The 17,410-nt window shown below is 40.0% G+C and carries 18 protein-coding genes; 17 read left to right on the top strand and 1 reads right to left on the bottom strand.

Features of this window, described 5'->3' with window-relative positions:
• Positions 1 to 366 precede the first annotated feature (366 nt).
• The 5 genes from rho (at position 367) to K9V48_RS02495 (ending at position 4,289) form a co-directional block, all read left to right on the top strand.
• On the top strand, positions 367 to 1,638 hold the full coding sequence (gene rho / locus K9V48_RS02515; RefSeq protein WP_224136628.1) for a transcription termination factor Rho: 1,272 nt from the start codon (positions 367 to 369) through the stop codon (positions 1,636 to 1,638).
• Positions 1,639 to 2,429: 791 nt separating this feature from the next.
• Positions 2,430 to 2,642: a 50S ribosomal protein L31 gene (gene rpmE, locus K9V48_RS02510; protein ID WP_224136626.1), complete on the top strand. Its 213-nt coding sequence runs from the start codon at positions 2,430 to 2,432 to the stop codon at positions 2,640 to 2,642.
• Between the two features lie 420 nt (positions 2,643 to 3,062).
• Positions 3,063 to 3,683 carry a thymidine kinase gene (locus K9V48_RS02505; RefSeq protein WP_224136669.1) on the top strand — a complete coding sequence of 207 codons (621 nt, stop codon included), beginning with the start codon at positions 3,063 to 3,065 and terminating at the stop codon, positions 3,681 to 3,683.
• A 57-nt stretch (positions 3,684 to 3,740) separates the two neighbouring features.
• Positions 3,741 to 3,917 (top strand): hypothetical protein, encoded by a 177-nt coding sequence (locus tag K9V48_RS02500; protein WP_224136624.1) that lies wholly within the window; start codon positions 3,741 to 3,743, stop codon positions 3,915 to 3,917.
• Positions 3,918 to 4,106: 189 nt separating this feature from the next.
• Entirely contained in the window at positions 4,107 to 4,289 is a 183-nt protein-coding gene (locus K9V48_RS02495; RefSeq protein ID WP_224136622.1) for a hypothetical protein, read from the top strand.
• Positions 4,290 to 4,316: 27 nt separating this feature from the next.
• Here K9V48_RS02495 and K9V48_RS02490 read toward each other — a convergent pair whose 3' ends face one another.
• Positions 4,317 to 4,844 (bottom strand): MerR family transcriptional regulator, encoded by a 528-nt coding sequence (locus K9V48_RS02490; protein ID WP_224136620.1) that lies wholly within the window; start codon positions 4,842 to 4,844, stop codon positions 4,317 to 4,319.
• Between the two features lie 380 nt (positions 4,845 to 5,224).
• Between K9V48_RS02490 and prfA the strand changes: the two genes are divergently transcribed.
• From prfA to K9V48_RS02430, 12 genes are all read left to right on the top strand, one after another.
• Complete coding sequence (gene prfA, locus K9V48_RS02485; RefSeq protein ID WP_224136619.1) at positions 5,225 to 6,295, top strand: peptide chain release factor 1; 1,071 nt, start codon at positions 5,225 to 5,227, stop codon at positions 6,293 to 6,295.
• Between the two features lie 5 nt (positions 6,296 to 6,300).
• Entirely contained in the window at positions 6,301 to 7,176 is an 876-nt protein-coding gene (gene prmC / locus K9V48_RS02480) for a peptide chain release factor N(5)-glutamine methyltransferase (protein WP_224136617.1), read from the top strand.
• A gap of 96 nt (positions 7,177 to 7,272) precedes the next feature.
• Positions 7,273 to 7,932 (top strand): stage II sporulation protein R, encoded by a 660-nt coding sequence (gene spoIIR, locus K9V48_RS02475; RefSeq protein WP_224136615.1) that lies wholly within the window; start codon positions 7,273 to 7,275, stop codon positions 7,930 to 7,932.
• Positions 7,933 to 8,017: 85 nt separating this feature from the next.
• The gene (locus K9V48_RS02470) at positions 8,018 to 8,461 is read left to right on the top strand and encodes a GNAT family N-acetyltransferase (RefSeq protein WP_224136613.1); all 444 of its coding nucleotides are present in this window, start codon (positions 8,018 to 8,020) and stop codon (positions 8,459 to 8,461) included.
• 164 nt (positions 8,462 to 8,625) lie between these two features.
• The gene (locus K9V48_RS02465) at positions 8,626 to 9,675 is read left to right on the top strand and encodes an L-threonylcarbamoyladenylate synthase (RefSeq protein WP_224136611.1); all 1,050 of its coding nucleotides are present in this window, start codon (positions 8,626 to 8,628) and stop codon (positions 9,673 to 9,675) included.
• A 98-nt stretch (positions 9,676 to 9,773) separates the two neighbouring features.
• Complete coding sequence (locus K9V48_RS02460) at positions 9,774 to 10,334, top strand: manganese efflux pump MntP (RefSeq protein WP_224136610.1); 561 nt, start codon at positions 9,774 to 9,776, stop codon at positions 10,332 to 10,334.
• 208 nt (positions 10,335 to 10,542) lie between these two features.
• Entirely contained in the window at positions 10,543 to 10,992 is a 450-nt protein-coding gene (locus K9V48_RS02455; RefSeq protein WP_224136608.1) for a low molecular weight protein arginine phosphatase, read from the top strand.
• 208 nt (positions 10,993 to 11,200) lie between these two features.
• Positions 11,201 to 11,647, top strand: a complete 447-nt coding sequence (gene rpiB, locus K9V48_RS02450) for a ribose 5-phosphate isomerase B (protein ID WP_224136606.1) — start codon at positions 11,201 to 11,203, stop codon at positions 11,645 to 11,647.
• Between the two features lie 19 nt (positions 11,648 to 11,666).
• Complete coding sequence (locus K9V48_RS02445; protein WP_224136604.1) at positions 11,667 to 12,239, top strand: TIGR01440 family protein; 573 nt, start codon at positions 11,667 to 11,669, stop codon at positions 12,237 to 12,239.
• A 604-nt stretch (positions 12,240 to 12,843) separates the two neighbouring features.
• On the top strand, positions 12,844 to 14,085 hold the full coding sequence (gene glyA, locus K9V48_RS02440) for a serine hydroxymethyltransferase (protein WP_224136602.1): 1,242 nt from the start codon (positions 12,844 to 12,846) through the stop codon (positions 14,083 to 14,085).
• A 231-nt stretch (positions 14,086 to 14,316) separates the two neighbouring features.
• On the top strand, positions 14,317 to 14,946 hold the full coding sequence (upp, locus tag K9V48_RS02435) for a uracil phosphoribosyltransferase (RefSeq protein ID WP_224136600.1): 630 nt from the start codon (positions 14,317 to 14,319) through the stop codon (positions 14,944 to 14,946).
• A gap of 228 nt (positions 14,947 to 15,174) precedes the next feature.
• Complete coding sequence (locus tag K9V48_RS02430) at positions 15,175 to 17,400, top strand: S8 family serine peptidase (RefSeq protein ID WP_308012490.1); 2,226 nt, start codon at positions 15,175 to 15,177, stop codon at positions 17,398 to 17,400.
• Positions 17,401 to 17,410: the final 10 nt, after the last annotated feature.

The following is a 17,410-nucleotide window of genomic DNA, read 5'->3' as shown; positions in this document are numbered from 1 at the left end:
GAAATAACTTCTATTTATGAGTAAATATGTGACGTCTGGAGCTGGCAAAGATGCTTACGCTTTCTTTTAATACCCTCAATTTCCTGCAAGTTTTCCAAAAGTGATTGATTAAATTTATAAAATAGGGTAAAAATAAAGAGTGCTGTGTTGAATAAATTACTGCAAAATCTACTTCAAGCTCACCTTCATTTTTCTTCTTTATCCTTAATGTACTAGTTTTTTCTTCATAAGTGCAATTGACACGAAATCTTCTAATGAAAATATTGCTACCAAAACTAGTTTTCATTACCAGTAAAAATGAATTTGAAAATCGATAGATGGAAAAGTAATAATATAAAATTGAAAATAAAAAGAGTGGTGTTTTTTATGAATCAAGTTTCAATCTCTTCTTTAGAACATATGAAACTAAAAGAATTGTACGAGCTTGCCCGTCATTATAAAGTATCTTATTACAGCAAGTTAACGAAAAAAGAATTAATTTTTGCCATATTAAAAGCAAATGCAGAACAAGAAGATTTACTATTCATGGAAGGTGTCCTAGAAATCATTCAGTCTGAAGGCTTCGGCTTTTTAAGACCGATAAACTATTCACCGAGCTCAGAGGATATTTATATTTCTGCATCCCAAATTAGACGTTTTGATTTACGAAATGGGGACAAAGTATCTGGTAAAGTACGTCCACCAAAAGAAAATGAACGCTATTATGGCTTGCTTCATGTAGAAGCCGTAAATGGTGAAGATCCTGAAACGGCTAAGGAACGTGTTCACTTTCCTGCATTAACTCCTCTCTATCCAGATAGACAAATTTTTCTAGAAACTAAGCCAAATTATTTATCGACGAGAATAATGGATCTCATTGCACCTGTTGGTTTTGGCCAACGTGGATTAATTGTTGCTCCTCCTAAAGCAGGGAAAACAATGCTTTTAAAGGAAATTGCTAATAGCGTAACAGCAAACAATCCCGATGCAGAACTCATCGTCTTATTAATAGATGAGCGCCCAGAGGAAGTAACGGATATCGAACGTTCGGTAGCTGGAGACGTTGTCAGCTCAACGTTTGATGAGGTTCCTGAAAATCATATCAAAGTTGCAGAGCTTGTCCTTGAGCGTGCGATGCGTCTCGTTGAACATAAAAAAGATGTCATTATTTTAATGGATAGCATTACCCGTCTAGCGCGTGCCTATAACTTAGTTATTCCACCAAGCGGACGTACATTATCTGGTGGTATCGATCCAGCGGCCTTCCATCGCCCGAAACGCTTCTTTGGTGCTGCGCGTAACATTGAGGAAGGTGGAAGCTTAACGATTCTTGCGACAGCATTAGTTGATACAGGCTCCCGAATGGATGACGTCATTTATGAGGAGTTCAAAGGTACGGGTAACTTGGAGTTACACCTCGACCGCTCACTCGCAGAAAAACGTATCTTCCCAGCGATCGACATTCGCAGATCAGGAACAAGAAAAGAAGAGCTACTTATTCCAAAAGATCATCTCGATAAACTATGGGCAATTCGCAAATCAATGACCGATTCTCCAGACTTCGTCGAAAGGTTCTTGAAAAAACTACGTCAAACCAAATCAAATGAAGAATTCTTTAGCATGCTCGATGCTGAAATGAAAACTGCTAGAAATAGATAAGGTAAGTGCGTAGATATTGTGGCTAACTAAGGCATGGAAATGAAGTTTTAGAACAAGATTCCGTTTCTAGCGCAAGCGTCCTAGCTCCTCGAGTCATAAGCCAAGCCATAATTAAAGGCAAAGAACGCCTTCTATTATGGCTCGCCTTATGCTTGTCGGAGCTGACCAAGGCGCTTCCGCTTTTCTGATTGTCTAGCTGCAGCGCCTAGCCCCTCGAGTCATAAGCCAATCCGGAATTGAAGGCAAAGAACACCTTCTATTCCGGCTCGTCTTATGCTTGTCGGGGCTGGACAAGGCGCTTCCGCTTTTCTAGTAGGATAAGAAAGTATAAATTTTTTGACTTAGTTTTGGTGTCCAGCTGCAGCGCCTAGCTCCTCGAGTCATAAGCCAAGCCATAATTGAAGGCAAAGAACGCCTTCTATTATGGCTCGTCTTATGCTTGTCGGAGCTGACCAAGGCGCTTCCGCATTTCTAGTAGGATAAGAAAGTATAAATTTTTTGATTTAGTTTTGGTGTCTAGCTGCAGCGCCTAGCCCTTCGAGTCATAAGACGAGGCAGAATTGAAGGCAAAGAACGCCTTCTATTCTGCCTCGTCTTATGACTGTCGGGGCTGAGCAAGGCGCTTCCGCTTTTCGGTATTAGTAATATTTAACTTCAGCTTGCTTTTGAACCTAGCACTTGTTATAATTTCCTCATGTGCTTTTCTAGTGTAATTTCGTCAATCGGACGAATTGAATCTAGATATTTAACTCTGTTTCGGATATGATTCAGGGCGGAAGGAGATGAAACGAATGAAAACAGGAATTCATCCAAACTTTAATAAGGTTATGGTGAAATGCGCTTGTGGTAACGAATTCGAAACTGGCTCTGTAGTAAAAGAGATCAAAGTTGAGGTTTGTTCTGAGTGCCATCCATTCTACACAGGACGTCAAAAATTTGCAGATGCAGGTGGACGTGTAGATAAATTCAACAAAAAATACGGCATTAAGCAACAGCAACAGTAATAAAGAATTTACAACAGGCAGGACGAAACTGATCTTGCCTGTTTTTTCACGCCAACTTTTGACTTTTATCGGCCTCTCTTGGGTCTAAGTCACTTTTGAATTGAAAGCAAATTACGCCTTCTATTCAAAAGCGTCTTATTTGCCTGAGGCTGAACAAGGCGCTTGCGCTTTTCTGATTGTCTAGCTGCAGCGCCTAGCTCCTCGAGTCATAAGCCAAGCAGGAATTGAAGGTAAAGAACACCTTCTATTCCTGCTCGTCTTATGCTTGTCGGAGCTGAACAAGGCGCTTGCGCTTTTCTTATTGTCATCACCATGAAGACACATGTTTATATAGATATTTAGGATGAAAAGGTACCAATGAAACGGGTACGGTCAATCGACTCTGGGAGCATTGACGACGAAGGGAAGGGGACCGTTTTAATGTATGTAATGAAGCAAAGTGGATGGCTCGAAATGATCTGTGGCAGCATGTTTTCGGGCAAATCAGAAGAACTCATTCGTAGAGTTCGCCGTGCACAATTTGCAAAACAGGAAGTAAAGGTTTTTAAACCAGTAATTGATAACCGCTATAGTGAAGAAGAAGTTGTGTCACATAATGGTACATCAATTATCTGTAAACCAATTGCATCTTCAGTTGAAATACTAGAGCATATTTCAGAGAAAACCGATGTCATCGCAATTGACGAAGTACAGTTCTTTGACGATGACATCTGTGATGTGTTAACACTTTTAGCAAATCAAGGATATCGAGTGATTGTAGCAGGCCTGGATCAAGACTTTAGAGGCGAGCCATTTAGTGTCGTTCCAAAAATAATGGCAATTGCTGAATTAGTCACAAAGCTACAAGCGGTATGCTCTGTATGCGGATCACCTGCCAGTCGAACACAAAGACTAATTAATGGCAACCCAGCATCATATCACGATCCGATTATTCTCGTCGGAGCAGCAGAATCATATGAGTCAAGATGTCGCCATCATCACGAGGTACCAGGTTTTCCTGTGAAGGATTTTGTAAAAGAAAACAGCAAGACGAATCATTAAAGTGAAACACCGTGCTAACTAATGTTGGCATGGTGTTTTTGGTTTGAGAAAAATGAAATGGCGGATAAAAGTTCGATAATGGTTGGAAAAATCCCAATAATGGTCGATAAAATTCACCCAATGGAGGATAAATCCCCATCAATGGTAACAATCAGTAAGAACCGCGAAAAAAGCTCACCTGTAGGACCAATAAATCCAAAGTTAATCAAAAATTCCAATCCGCAAGCAACCTAAAAAGAGAAATCTACAATCAAAAACAACTCCCCCTAACAAAAAACGTTATCCCACAAAGACAGCTAAACCCCCCCGCCGCTCTTTTAATGAATCAAAGAGGCAAATATAGGGTAAACTGCCAGTAAAATCTTAATAAATCTCACTTTACGAAAGAAATTTGGGCAACTTGATTTGTGGAGGTAAGCAATCATGAATAATGAAGGGTTATCCTTGGGGCCGATGACCATTAATGGGCATCACATTAATGTCACAGTATACACAACGGAGGAGTTAACTGAAAATGAAAGGCAAGAAAGATTGAGAGAAATCCACCAGAAAATGATAAGTGCACTGCCAACCTATCAAATTGACGTAGATTTAGATGGAATATAATAGAGGGGACAATCCCCTCTATACCCACTACAAACTAAAAATTGAGCTGATTAAATTTTTTCTCCGTGACCTTTTCGAAGTCGCAGACGGTTCAGCTTGATCAAAGACTAAAGCCTTTTCCTTCCTTGCTTCGCGTTTCGGCTGAGCGTTCTCTAATTCTACTACTCTGGCCTCCAAAGTAGTAATCCTGTTAATTAATTCTTCTGTTTCTTGACGATGCTGTAAAAGCTGGTAGGATACAACATCATCCGCTTTGCTGCGAATAGTCCGCTCAAGCTCATTTATCCGTTCATTTAGAGTTTCAATTATGTTAGCATCTAGTGACGCGTTATTTTTGATCACACCTTTTCGACTGTTATTCTCTGTTTGTATATCCTGTTTGAGTAACTGCTGGTTTGTTTCGTTTTGTAATTGTTTTAAGCGATCCACGTCAACGTCAGAAAATTGATAATGACCGAGTTCATTTTTATCCAACTGCAGGTCCAATTGAGTAACCCATCTCATCACTGTTCTTCTCGAAACCCCAAGTAGCTTTGCAACAGCTGCTGCATTCATATCTTATCTCCTCCTATTCGTGATTTAGAAAATTCCAGAAGCAGACCGACTTGTAGACTTCATTTGTACCTTTTCGACCACTGGATTCTAGATACCTTCACGTTAGACAAAACAAGTTTTGATTCGGCAAAGAAAGTGGGGGTTTTACATATTACAAAATTGCTTTGTCGATACTTGATTCGGACTCATAGAGTGAAAAATCATAATCCGCCTTCATCCAGGCAGTTAAACGTCAAGAAAATAAGCTCCTCCATTAATCGGAAGTCTAAAATAACCAACATAGCGGAATAATAAGCTAAACTTTGTCAATTTGCTTTTGACGGCTTCCGTGACCTATACTATAATTATACTGTTATGCAGGAAAATTGAGGTGAACGAGTGTGTTAGATCGTCTACAATCGGTAGAAGACCGTTATGAAAAATTAAATCAGCTTTTGATGGATCCTGATATTATTAGTGATACGAAAAAGCTGCGTGAATATTCAAAAGAACAATCTGATTTACAAGAAACAGTTGAAGTATATCGTGAATATAAAGAAGTTCGCGGGCAAATTTCTGATACAAAGTCATTGCTTGACGAGAAGCTTGATGCTGATATGCGTGAAATGGCTAAGGAAGAGCTTTCTGAATTAGAGGACCGTGAAGAAGAATTAACTGGACGTCTTAAAATTCTCCTTGTACCAAAAGACCCGAACGATGATAAAAACGTTATTGTGGAAATCCGTGGAGCTGCTGGTGGAGATGAGGCTGCTTTATTCGCATCTGATTTATACCGTATGTATAGCCGTTTTGCCGAGGCGCAAGGTTGGAAAACAGAAGTGATGGAAGCGAACGTTACAGGTTCTGGTGGTTATAAAGAAATCATCTTTATGATCAATGGTAGAGGGGCATATTCAAAATTAAAATTTGAAAATGGTGCACATCGTGTACAACGTGTTCCTGAAACAGAATCAGGTGGTCGTATTCATACGTCTACTGCAACAGTCGCTGTTTTACCTGAGGCTGAAGAGGTAGAGGTAGAAATTCATGACAAGGATATCCGTGTAGATACCTTTGCATCAAGTGGTCCAGGAGGACAAAGTGTTAACACGACAATGTCAGCTGTACGGTTAACGCATTTACCTACAGGAACAGTTGTTTCTTGTCAGGATGAAAAATCTCAAATAAAAAACAAAGACAAAGCGATGAAAGTATTACGTGCACGTGTATATGATAAGTTCCAACGCGAAGTACAGGCTGAGTATGATCAAAACCGTAAGCTTGCAGTTGGTACAGGTGACCGTTCAGAGCGTATCCGAACATATAACTTCCCGCAAAACCGAGTAACGGACCATAGAATTGGATTAACAATTCAAAAGCTCGATCAAATTCTCGAAGGAAAGCTTGATGAAGTGATTGAAACACTAATCGTTGAAGATCAATCAAGCCGACTTCAAGCAGCGGAAGAATAAAACAAATGAAACATGTCTACGAAGCCCTCAACTGGGCTTCTTCTTTTTTAAGAGAAGCAGGTAGGGATGAAAATGCTGGAGAGCTTTTGTTGCGTCACCACCTAAAGATGGGAAGAGCAACATTGCTTTCAAATTTGAGATTGGTCCTCTCAGATGAGCAACAGCAAGCATTTAAGTCTCATGTCTTAAAACATGCGGAAGGGATTCCTGTTCAATACCTAATTGGCTATGAAGAGTTTTATGGTAGAAAATTCAACGTGAATGAAGAAGTACTCATTCCACGCCCTGAAACGGAAGAATTAGTCGAAGGAATCTTACAGCGAACTGTTCATCACTTTCATGGAAGTGAAAAGCTACAAGTAGTAGACGTTGGAACAGGGAGTGGCGCAATTGCGATTACACTCGCATTGGAAAACTCAAGGTTCGATGTCGCAGCAATTGATATTGCAGAGGAATCTCTCCGAATTGCCAAACAGAATGGCGAAGAATTAGGAGCACGAGTTAGGTGGCTACACGGTGATCTCCTTGCGCCAATTGCAATGGATTCCGAAATGAAGAAAATTGATATTTTAGTCTCGAACCCACCCTATATCCCTGATGAGGAAATTGAAACACTCTCGCCGGTCGTAAAAGATCATGAGCCGATGCGAGCGTTAGCGGGAGGAAAAGACGGGTTAGATTTCTATAGAAGGCTCATTCATGATATGCAGGCTTTATTAAACCCGACTGCATTGATTGCTTTTGAAATTGGTGCAGGTCAAGGTCAAGATGTGAAAAGCTTACTTGAACAGGCACTACCCCTCGCAAAGGTTGAAATTGTATTTGATATAAACGGGAAAGATCGAATGGTGTATGCGTTGGTAGGGGATAGTCCTCGCTAAAACAAGCACCACAAAAAATACTAAACTATTTTTTAAAAAGATAGTTTAAGAATCTCTCACGCTGACCATAATGTCTACCAAGGGAGGCGTGAGATAATGAAAAAACAATTAATCGCAATTATATATATATTCTTATTATTGGTAGGAGCTATTGCTAGTGTTTATAAGGAACCGGTGGATGCGAGTGCACAGGAGCAAGTGATGATTCCAGATGAAGCTATTCGATTACGAATTTTGGCTAATAGTGATTCTGAGGAAGATCAAGAGCTGAAAAGAATGGTTCGGGATGAAGTAAACAAAGAAATTACCGAATGGGTTGCAGAGTTAACTTCAGTTGAGGAGGCAAGACAATTAATTCAATCAAGACTTGCTGACATCGAAAAAATTGTTGAAACGGTTTTAGAGAGAGAAAATAAACCGCAAACCTACTCCGTTAATTTTGGGAATGTAAGCTTTCCAACAAAGCTTTACGGTGATTTCATTTACCCAGCTGGTAATTATGAGGCGATTTTAATCAGTCTTGGTGAAGCAAAGGGTGCCAATTGGTGGTGCGTCTTATTCCCACCGCTGTGTTTCCTCGATTTCTCAAATAGTGTTGCTGTACAGGCAGAGGAAAATCCTGAAGATGGAACAATGAATGACAGTGAGAAAACAAATGAAAAGCTTTCCTCACTTGTGATTGATGAAGAGGAAGAAAAAGAAGAAGTAGAAGTAAAATTCTTTTTAGTAGACTGGTTCCAAGGGTTGTTTTCGTAAAGTGGGGACAGTCCCACAACAATGACGCATAAAACTAGTTTTCACCTCATAGTGTTGAAGTAGGAAAAATAAATGGGGTGAGAGCATGTTTTATCAATTAAAAGTAGCGGAAAGTAAAGATCTCAGTAAACTAACCGCCTTTGTTGAAAAAGCTGGGGTCAATTCAGAAGGCTTTGAAGATCTTATAGATTATTTTGTCATCATGGAAAATGGTGAGCATGAGGTTGTCGCTTGTATAGGTATCGAGCCGATGGATGAGCATGGTTTATTGCGGTCACTCGTCGTGTCGGACAAGCTAAAACAGGCACATATTTTAACGCTTTTTCAAAGTATTCAAACAGTAGCAGAGCAAAAAGGAATGAAACAGCTATTTTTGGTTACAAATAAAGAAGCGTCTGTGCAGTTCCTCACATTAATGGGCTTTAAAGAGATTGCTCGGGCCTCGATTCCCGAACATTTGTTAACGTTGGAGCATATGCGGGTCTCTCTAGAAAAGACAGATGCAAAGATCATGGCAAAGTCTTCATAATGTGGATATGTACATAATGTTATCCACAAAAACCACAGTCTTATCCACAAATTGTGGATAAGACTTGTTTAATTGGGCGCAATCTTATATATTTTCTTAAGTAAACATCTACTTAAGGTAAGAATTACAGTAGAAATGAACGGTAAACAAGGGAGTTAAGACAAATGGACACAAAGCTTTGGACTGTGGATGATTTAACTGATTTATCCACTAGTTATTCACACTTTACACAGGCAGCGAATTTATTAAGGGAAAACGAAGTCGTTGCTTTTCCTACAGAAACAGTTTACGGCCTTGGAGCGAATGCTTGTTCAGATGAGGCGGTTCAAAAAATATATGAGGCAAAAGGAAGACCGAGTGATAATCCACTCATTGTCCACATCGCTTCAGTTAGCACGCTGGATAAGATTGTGAAGGATGTTCCGGAGTATGCCTACAAATTAATAAGCGAATTTTGGCCAGGTCCTTTGACACTTATTTTACCGAAAAAAGGCGATGAGTTATCCACACTTGTGACAGCAGGGCTTGATACCGTTGGTGTTAGGATGCCGGATCACCCACTCGCACTCGCTCTGATACGAGAAGCAGATGTACCAGTTGCTGCACCGAGTGCGAATAAGTCGGGGAAGCCTAGTCCTACTCATGCCTCACATGTATACCATGATTTGCACGGGAAAATTAGTGGTATTTTAGATGGTGGCGCTACCGGTGTCGGTGTAGAATCAACCGTACTAGATTGCACATCAGCTGTTCCAACGATTCTGCGTCCTGGTGGTGTAACGAAAGGACAGTTAGAAGCTGTAATCGGAGAAGTGACGATCGACCAAGCGTTGATCGAAGAGGGGCATGCCCCTAAAGCTCCAGGAATGAAATACACACATTATGCTCCGAATGCACCTGTTGTCATCGTTGATGGGACTATCAACTTTTTACAAAAGCTTATTGAGCAGCATCAAAGGGAAGGAAAAAAGGTCGGTGTGCTCACAACGTTTGAAAATGTCGCACAGCTCCATGCGCATAAGGTGATAGCCTGTGGAAGCCGAGCGGATTTGCAGACGGTTGCTGCACAACTTTATGATGTATTAAGAAAATTTGATGAATCAGATGTCGATCTGATCCTAAGTGAAAGTTTTCCACAGGTTGGTGTTGGTGAAGCGATTATGAATCGCCTACTCAAAGCAGCTGGAAATCAGGTTATTGTGGAGGGGAATTGAGCTAGAGCTGTGATGTTTTAATCAAGCTTCGTATCTGTTCTAATCCAAATCGAGCGCGCATAAAGTTAGTTTAGAAGGCGTGTCCGAGGAGGAGAATCATGAATATAGAAACGATGATAGGGGAGCTTCTTGCATTAATCATTATGGCATTGGCATTAGGAATGGATGCATTTTCTGTTGGACTAGGTATGGGGTTAATAAGATTAAAATTCAAGCAAATATTTTACATTGGTGTAACAATCGGTGTTTTTCATATATGGATGCCGCTAGTCGGTATGTTGATTGGGAGAGTATTAAGTGATAAGTTTGGGACGATTGCAACGCTTTTAGGTGGAGGACTACTCATTTTATTAGGTGTACAAATGGTCCTTTCTTCATTTAGTAAAGATGAAAAGCCATTGATTACGCCAGTCGGAATGGGTTTAATCGTTTTTGCTCTTAGTGTAAGCTTAGATAGCTTCTCTGTCGGATTAAGCTTAGGCATTTATGGTGCAAAAACATTTCTGACTGTTCTCATTTTCGGAATCGTCAGCATGATCTTAACCTGGTGTGGATTGCTGGTCGGCAAGCGAGTGCAAACGTGGTTAGGCTCATATAGTGAAGCGCTTGGTGGAAGTATTTTATTAGCGTTCGGTGTAAAATTAATTTTCCCCTTCTAAGCAAGAGGAAGGTACATAGAAGGTGATAAAGCAGGCCATAAAGTCTTGGTCTGCTTTATCATTTTAGGCGAGAATACCTCTTCTTCAAACAACCGGAAAGGGTGTTAAGGAGGGGTAGTTCAATTGTCAATAGTTCATAATTATTCAACAATACCGACTACTTTATGAATAAATTTTCAATTATAATGAAAGAAAGGAGTGGTGTAACATGACTAATGTCCTATTCGTATGTACGGGGAACACATGTCGAAGTCCTATGGCAGAAGCACTGCTAAAGCATAAGAAAAACACGAATCAAATTGAAGTGAGGTCCGCTGGAGTTTTTGCGATCGGTGGAAGTCTTGCATCGAATCATGCAGTTGAGGCATTAAGTGAAAAAGGAATACAATGTAGTCATCAATCCTCTAGCTTAAGTGAAGAGCTAGTTGAATGGGCGACCATTATTTTAACGATGACGAATAATCATAAGCAAACAGTCATTGAACTATATCCACATGCAGGTCGCAAAAGCTATACACTTGCTGAATATGTCGCTGAAGATGACAAGGAGAAAAGAGATATTATTGATCCGTTTGGAGGCACATTGCCGATGTATCGTCAAACGCTATCTGACCTAGAAGAATTCATCAACAGACTCATAAAAAAACTTGAAATCTAATTGTTTCTAAGCGAATGGACAAGCATCAGCGAGAATGCTTGAGGAAACATCAGCTGGCTCACAAGAAGTCGCATCAGCAATAAATGAATTAGGTCATAAATTAGCTCAAAGTGCGGAAGAACTAAGGAAAACAATTGCTCGTTTTGTTATATAAGCGATAGAATAGAGGAAACAAAGTAGTTTCAAATCAAACCTTTAGGAGGGTATTATGAAAGTAGCAGTTGCATCAGATCACGGCGGGATAAATATTCATAGAGAAATTATTGCGTTATTAAAAGAGTTAAATATTGAATTTGAGGACATGGGCTGCAATTGTGAGACATCTGTAGACTATCCAGACTATGCACTACCAGTAGCAGAAAGGGTCGCGAATGGTGAGTTTGATCGCGGAATCCTAATTTGTGGGACAGGTATTGGCATGAGCATAGCAGCAAATAAGGTTAAAGGCATTCGCTGTGCACTTGTTCATGATATGTTTAGTGCCCAAGCAACGCGCGAGCATAATGATAGCAATGTATTAGCAATGGGAGAACGTGTAATTGGTCCGGGACTTGCTAGAGAAATTGCGAAAATCTGGCTCACAACAGACTATTTAGGTGGACGCCACGCGAATCGAGTAGGAAAAATCGGTGAATATGAAAAAAATCATCTTTAAAAAGGAAGTCGTATAATCAATGACGAATCTTGAAAAATGGCAACAAGATCTCCAAACTCTGCTTGATGACTTTCAAACACAAGCGGACATTGAAAATGGCGATCTCATTGTAATTGGTTGTAGTACAAGTGAAGTAATTGGTGAAAAAATCGGGACGGCAGGTTCAGAAGACGTAGCGAAGATGATCTTTCACACGCTATTAGAACTTACGAGCACAACCGGTGCCCATCTTGCCTTTCAATGCTGCGAACATTTAAATCGTGCACTAGTTGTCGAAAAGGAAGTAGCAAAGGCAAAAGGATTTGAGGAAGTGACTGTCATTCCAGTAAGACAGGCTGGTGGCGCTATGGCTACCTATGCACATCAACACATGGAACATCCAACCGTCGTTGAATTTATAAAAGCGGATTCAGGAATCGACATTGGCGATACATTTATCGGCATGCACCTAAAACACGTAGCAGTACCATTGCGTAGTAAAATCAAGCAAATAGGTGGAGCTCACATCACAATGGCCAAAACACGCCCAAAATTAATCGGTGGCACAAGAGCCGTTTACGAAGCAACAACAGAAAACAATGCATGTCATTAAAACGGAAAGAATCAACTAGGAATGGTTGGTTCTTTTTTAGTGGGCAAAAATAGGTAACTAAATGGTTCAATCCCTAGAAAAGGGTCCTCACTTTCTAGGGATTAAACCGCTTTTCCCGATAATTGAACCCTATCCCATCAAAATTGAACCAAGCTCAGAATTCTACTCTCAAGTTCAAAGAAAAGAGCCACCCATACAAATGACCGAACTACTCATCCAAAGAATTGAACCATACTCCAGACAAATTCAATCAAATAATATAAACTTAAATAAAAAATACAAAATATTCTATTATTTACGGTTGACTTTAAGAGAAAAAGTAACGACAATAGGTTTAATAATTTTCTTAAAGGTTAAAGTAGAAAAGTATAGACATGATTAAATCCTTAAAATAAATAAACGAACATTTTGTCGATTTAATCTTAAAATATTCGCATTTACACCGACATATTGGGGAAATAAGTTGGGGAACCGAAAAATTTTTCAGAAAATCTATTACAATCCGGGTAGTATACGTGTACAATATAGGGGAAACTAGACGATGAAAAAGCTTTGTAATGTAAATACTAACTATCGGTTTTGAATGAAGGGAGATTTCAACTAAATGAAACATTTACCACAACAAGACGCAAAAATTTTTGAAGCTATTCAAAATGAACGTACTCGCCAAGAAACAAAAATTGAATTAATCGCTTCTGAGAACTTTGTAAGTGAAGCTGTAATGGAAGCGCAAGGTTCAGTTCTTACGAATAAATATGCTGAAGGTTACCCTGGTCGTCGTTATTATGGTGGCTGTGAGCATGTGGATGTAGTAGAGGATATTGCAAGAGACCGTGCGAAGGAGATTTTTGGAGCAGAATATGTTAACGTTCAGCCTCACTCTGGTGCACAAGCAAACATGGGTGTATATTTCACGATTTTAGAGCAAGGTGATACAGTTCTCGGAATGAATTTATCACACGGCGGTCACTTAACACATGGTAGCCCTGTTAACTTTAGTGGTGTTCAATACAACTTTATTGACTATGGTGTTGATGAAAAGACACATCTCATCGATTATAACGATGTATTAGAAAAAGCAAGAACACATAAGCCGAAGCTAATCGTTGCTGGTGCAAGTGCTTATCCAAGAGCAATTGACTTCAAAAAGTTCCGTGAAATCGCTGATGAAGTTGGCGCTTATTTCATGGTTGATATGGCTCATATTGCTGGTTTAGTTGCTGCTGGCTTACACGAAAACCCAGTGCCATATGCTGATTTCGTTACAACAACGACTCATAAAACACTTCGCGGACCACGTGGCGGAATGATTTTATGTAAAGAGGAATTTGGAAAGAAAATTGATAAATCGATCTTCCCTGGTCTTCAAGGCGGACCACTAATGCATGTCATTGCAGCAAAAGCAGTGTCATTCGGTGAAACACTTCAAGACGACTTTAAAACATATGCACAAAACATCATTGACAATGCAAAACGCTTAGCTGAAAAATTACAATCAGAGGGCTTGACGCTTGTATCTGGTGGTACTGACAATCACTTATTACTAGTTGACGTTCGTTCACTTCAATTAACAGGAAAAGTTGCTGAGCATGTCCTAGATGAAGTTGGTATTACAGTAAACAAAAACACGATTCCATTTGAAACAGAAAGTCCATTTGTAACAAGTGGTATCCGTATCGGAACAGCTGCTGTGACAAGCCGTGGCTTTAGTTTAGACGAAATGGATGAGATCGGTAGCATCATTGCATTCGCATTAAAAAATCACGAAGATCAAGCGAAGTTAGCTGAAGCAAAACAACGCGTTGAAAACTTAACAAGTAAATTCCCTTTATATCGTAACCTTTAATTCGAAACATAGAAGTGTCTTCGATAATAATAAAATAATCCATTTAAAGGACAGGTACCGACTTAAGCAACGTAAGTCAGTACCTGTTTTTTTAGTTTTATTTCAGCATTAGTCGCTATCAAAATGTAAAGGATAGATAAAGGGTGGATTTAAAGAATTAAAATCAAACTTGAAACTCCTCTTTTTTTTCTGTAGAATCTATTGAAGTGTCTAAGAAAAGGAGATGATTTGATGGGAAAAGTATATGTGTTTGATCATCCATTAATTCAACATAAACTTACATATATTCGTGATATTAATACAGGAACGAAGGAATTCCGCGAGCTTGTTGATGAGGTTGCAAGCTTAATGGCGTTTGAAATCACTAGAGACCTACCATTGACAGAGGTTAGTGTTGAAACACCAGTAACGACAGCGAAATCGAAGGTTCTTGCAGGGAAAAAGCTTGGAATCATTCCAATTTTGCGTGCGGGTTTAGGGATGGTAGACGGAATCTTAAAGCTAATCCCAGCTGCAAAAGTAGGACATGTTGGCCTATATCGTGATCCGAAAACATTATTGCCAGTTGAATACTACGTAAAGCTTCCTTCAGATATTGAAGAGCGTGAACTAATTGTCGTTGATCCTATGCTAGCAACTGGTGGATCAGCAATCGAAGCAATCAATAGTTTGAAAAAGCGCGGTGGGAAAAATATCAAATTCATGTGCCTAATTGCAGCTCCTGAAGGTGTAGAGCTCGTTAAGGAAGCACATCCGGATGTTGATATTTATATAGCGGCATTAGATGAAAAACTAAACGACCACGGCTATATTGTACCTGGCTTGGGCGACGCTGGCGACAGACTTTTCGGAACAAAATAATAGAAACAAAAAGGGAAAACTTCGTATGTGGAGGTTTTCCCTTTTTTGCCGTTTAGGAAACTAGAAAATTCTTGTACTGTGGATAAGTGCACGACATCCAGCTCCCTTCCCTTAAATAACACTCCAATTCAACCAGTCTCTACAAGGAAATCCACCGGCTTCCTCTCCTACCAATTTGTTACATGTTTTCGTAAACAAACGAACAAACTAAAAAGGAGGTGGAATCTGATGGAATTAAGAAAATGCTTCATTCTAGTACTAACCTTGCTAGTTGTAACAACCTTCCAGGCGAATGTTCATGGTGAAATCTATCCGAAGCGACCGCCACTCCCAGTGGAAACTCATCGCGAAAATCAAAAGATCATGGTTGTCGTTAAGAAGGAATCCTTTACTGACTTTAAAAAGAAGGTAAAGGAAAGTGCTGGATTAACAATTCATCAAACCTATCAAAATGTATTCCACGGCTTTTCGATTGAAGGTCCGGAAGAAAAGCTAAAAAAACTAACTAGTGATTCCGCGGTTCTACATTCAAGTCTGGTCGTATCCTACACGTCACATATAAAAGAGAGTGTTCCGTTTATTGGTGGAGAAGATGTAAGGGGACTTTTTGATCAGGGGAATCGTAGGTTAACTGGTAAAGGTGTGAAGATTGCCGTTATTGATACAGGAGTAGATTATAATCATCCTGATTTGTCGCGGAATTACCGAGGTGGCTACGATTTTATTGACGGTGATGAAGACCCAATGGAAACGACGTTAAAAGGGAACGAAACTATTCATGGCACACATGTCGCAGGAATTATTGCTGCTAACGGAAAATTAAAAGGAATTGCGCCAGAGGCTGAAATTATTGCATACAGAGCACTGGGACCTGGTGGGATGGGGACAAGTGACCAAGTAATTGCGGCAATTGATAAAGCAATCAAAGATAAAGTCGATATCATTAATCTTTCCTTGGGTAATGCTGTTAATGGACCAGATTGGCCGACAAGCCTAGCGCTTGATCGCGCGGTAGAGTCAGGGATTGTTGCCGTAACCTCTAGTGGAAATTCGGGACCTGGTGTTTGGACTGTTGGTTCGCCCGGCACCTCTGCACAGGCAATTTCAGTTGGAGCTTCCTCGCCTCCACTACGCATGCCTTATTTAAAAATATCAGGAGTGAAGGAACTCATTCAAATGAATGGAATGCAAGGGGCTAAACCTTGGGAATTCACAAGTCTAGGTAAGATTGTATATGGAGGAAAAGGAGAAAAGCACGAATTAGATAAGACGATGCGGGGCAAAATGATCCTGATTGATCGCGGGGGAATTACCTTCACAGAAAAGGTCTTAAATGCAAAGGAACAAGGAGCGAAGGCTGTTATTATCACGAATAATGTGAGTGGGAATTTCTCGGGTGCGTTAGAAATACCACTAAAAATTCCGGTTGTGTCGATTTCAAAACAAGCAGGTGAAATGATTAAGAAGCGAATCAAACAACGTCCAGTCGTCCGAACGATATATAAAAATGAGGAGGATAAACTAGCTGATTTTAGCTCAAGGGGTCCGGTAACAACGACATGGGCAATCAAACCAGATGTTGTTGCACCAGGTGTTTCCATCGACAGCACCGTTCCAAAGGGATATTTAGCATTGCATGGAACAAGCATGGCTGCTCCACATGTAGCAGGGGCATGCGCGCTTATCAAACAAGCACACCCCGATTGGAGTCCAAAGCAGATTAAGGCATCCCTTATGAATACAGCCACACCATTAGAAAATGATCGCCGCGAGAAGCTAAAACCGAACGAACAAGGGACAGGTAGAATAAACGTAAAAGACGCAATTGAAGCAGAGGTTCTCATCTATCCGGGTTCCCTTACATTTGGTCAATATGAAACAAGCCATCCACGAACAAAAAAAACAGCCGTACTGACAGTTGATAATCAATCAGATAAGAGTCAAGTGATTACGTTTAAACCACCAAGCAAAAAAGCAGGAATACAATGGAAGCTTCCGCACAGGGTCACGCTTAATCCAGGAGAAAAGGAAAAGGTGAAAATTAGCATGGATCTGACACCAAACCAGATGGAACCAGGCATCCATCAAGAGTGGCTTCAAATCGAACAAGGGACGGATACAATCGACCTTCCTTATCTATTTGTGGTTGATGAACCAAATTATCCACGTGTAATGGGGTTTGAATTAACGTATGGTGACCATCCTGATACATATAAGTATCGAATGTATTTACCTGGTGGTGCGGAAGAAATGGGAATTGCTTTGTATGATCCAGACACCTTGACGTTTGTTGGCTTTTTAGATTGGCAAAAAAATGCTCCGAAAGGGCTTATCGAAAAGGAAATAAAGAAGGAAGATTTAGATGTAAAAGCCAATCTGTATAAGGCAATTATCTTTGCGAAAAAAATGGGCCAAGAAGATCAAATAGAAGTGGATATTTCACTTATTGAATAATTAACAATAT

The organism is Metabacillus rhizolycopersici (genome assembly GCF_020075705.1).
Note: the sequence above shows the minus strand (reverse complement) of the source record. Positions and strands in the feature narration are given on the sequence as shown.

Excerpts from the sequence above, each read along its gene's own strand:
- K9V48_RS02445 (WP_224136604.1), top strand. The coding sequence starts at position 11,667 with ATGACGAATCTTGAAAAATGGCAACAAGATCTCCAAACTCTGCTTGAT.
- K9V48_RS02490 (WP_224136620.1), bottom strand. The coding sequence starts at position 4,844 with ATGAATGCAGCAGCTGTTGCAAAGCTACTTGGGGTTTCGAGAAGAACA.
- K9V48_RS02465 (WP_224136611.1), top strand. The coding sequence starts at position 8,626 with ATGGACACAAAGCTTTGGACTGTGGATGATTTAACTGATTTATCCACT.
- K9V48_RS02505 (WP_224136669.1), top strand. The coding sequence starts at position 3,063 with ATGTATGTAATGAAGCAAAGTGGATGGCTCGAAATGATCTGTGGCAGC.
- K9V48_RS02495 (WP_224136622.1), top strand. The coding sequence starts at position 4,107 with ATGAATAATGAAGGGTTATCCTTGGGGCCGATGACCATTAATGGGCAT.
- rho (WP_224136628.1), top strand. The coding sequence starts at position 367 with ATGAATCAAGTTTCAATCTCTTCTTTAGAACATATGAAACTAAAAGAA.
- rpiB (WP_224136606.1), top strand. The coding sequence starts at position 11,201 with ATGAAAGTAGCAGTTGCATCAGATCACGGCGGGATAAATATTCATAGA.
- K9V48_RS02455 (WP_224136608.1), top strand. The coding sequence starts at position 10,543 with ATGACTAATGTCCTATTCGTATGTACGGGGAACACATGTCGAAGTCCT.
- K9V48_RS02500 (WP_224136624.1), top strand. The coding sequence starts at position 3,741 with ATGGCGGATAAAAGTTCGATAATGGTTGGAAAAATCCCAATAATGGTC.
- glyA (WP_224136602.1), top strand. The coding sequence starts at position 12,844 with ATGAAACATTTACCACAACAAGACGCAAAAATTTTTGAAGCTATTCAA.
- K9V48_RS02470 (WP_224136613.1), top strand. The coding sequence starts at position 8,018 with ATGTTTTATCAATTAAAAGTAGCGGAAAGTAAAGATCTCAGTAAACTA.
- rpmE (WP_224136626.1), top strand. The coding sequence starts at position 2,430 with ATGAAAACAGGAATTCATCCAAACTTTAATAAGGTTATGGTGAAATGC.
- upp (WP_224136600.1), top strand. The coding sequence starts at position 14,317 with ATGGGAAAAGTATATGTGTTTGATCATCCATTAATTCAACATAAACTT.
- spoIIR (WP_224136615.1), top strand. The coding sequence starts at position 7,273 with ATGAAAAAACAATTAATCGCAATTATATATATATTCTTATTATTGGTA.
- prmC (WP_224136617.1), top strand. The coding sequence starts at position 6,301 with ATGAAACATGTCTACGAAGCCCTCAACTGGGCTTCTTCTTTTTTAAGA.
- K9V48_RS02460 (WP_224136610.1), top strand. The coding sequence starts at position 9,774 with ATGAATATAGAAACGATGATAGGGGAGCTTCTTGCATTAATCATTATG.
- K9V48_RS02430 (WP_308012490.1), top strand. The coding sequence starts at position 15,175 with ATGGAATTAAGAAAATGCTTCATTCTAGTACTAACCTTGCTAGTTGTA.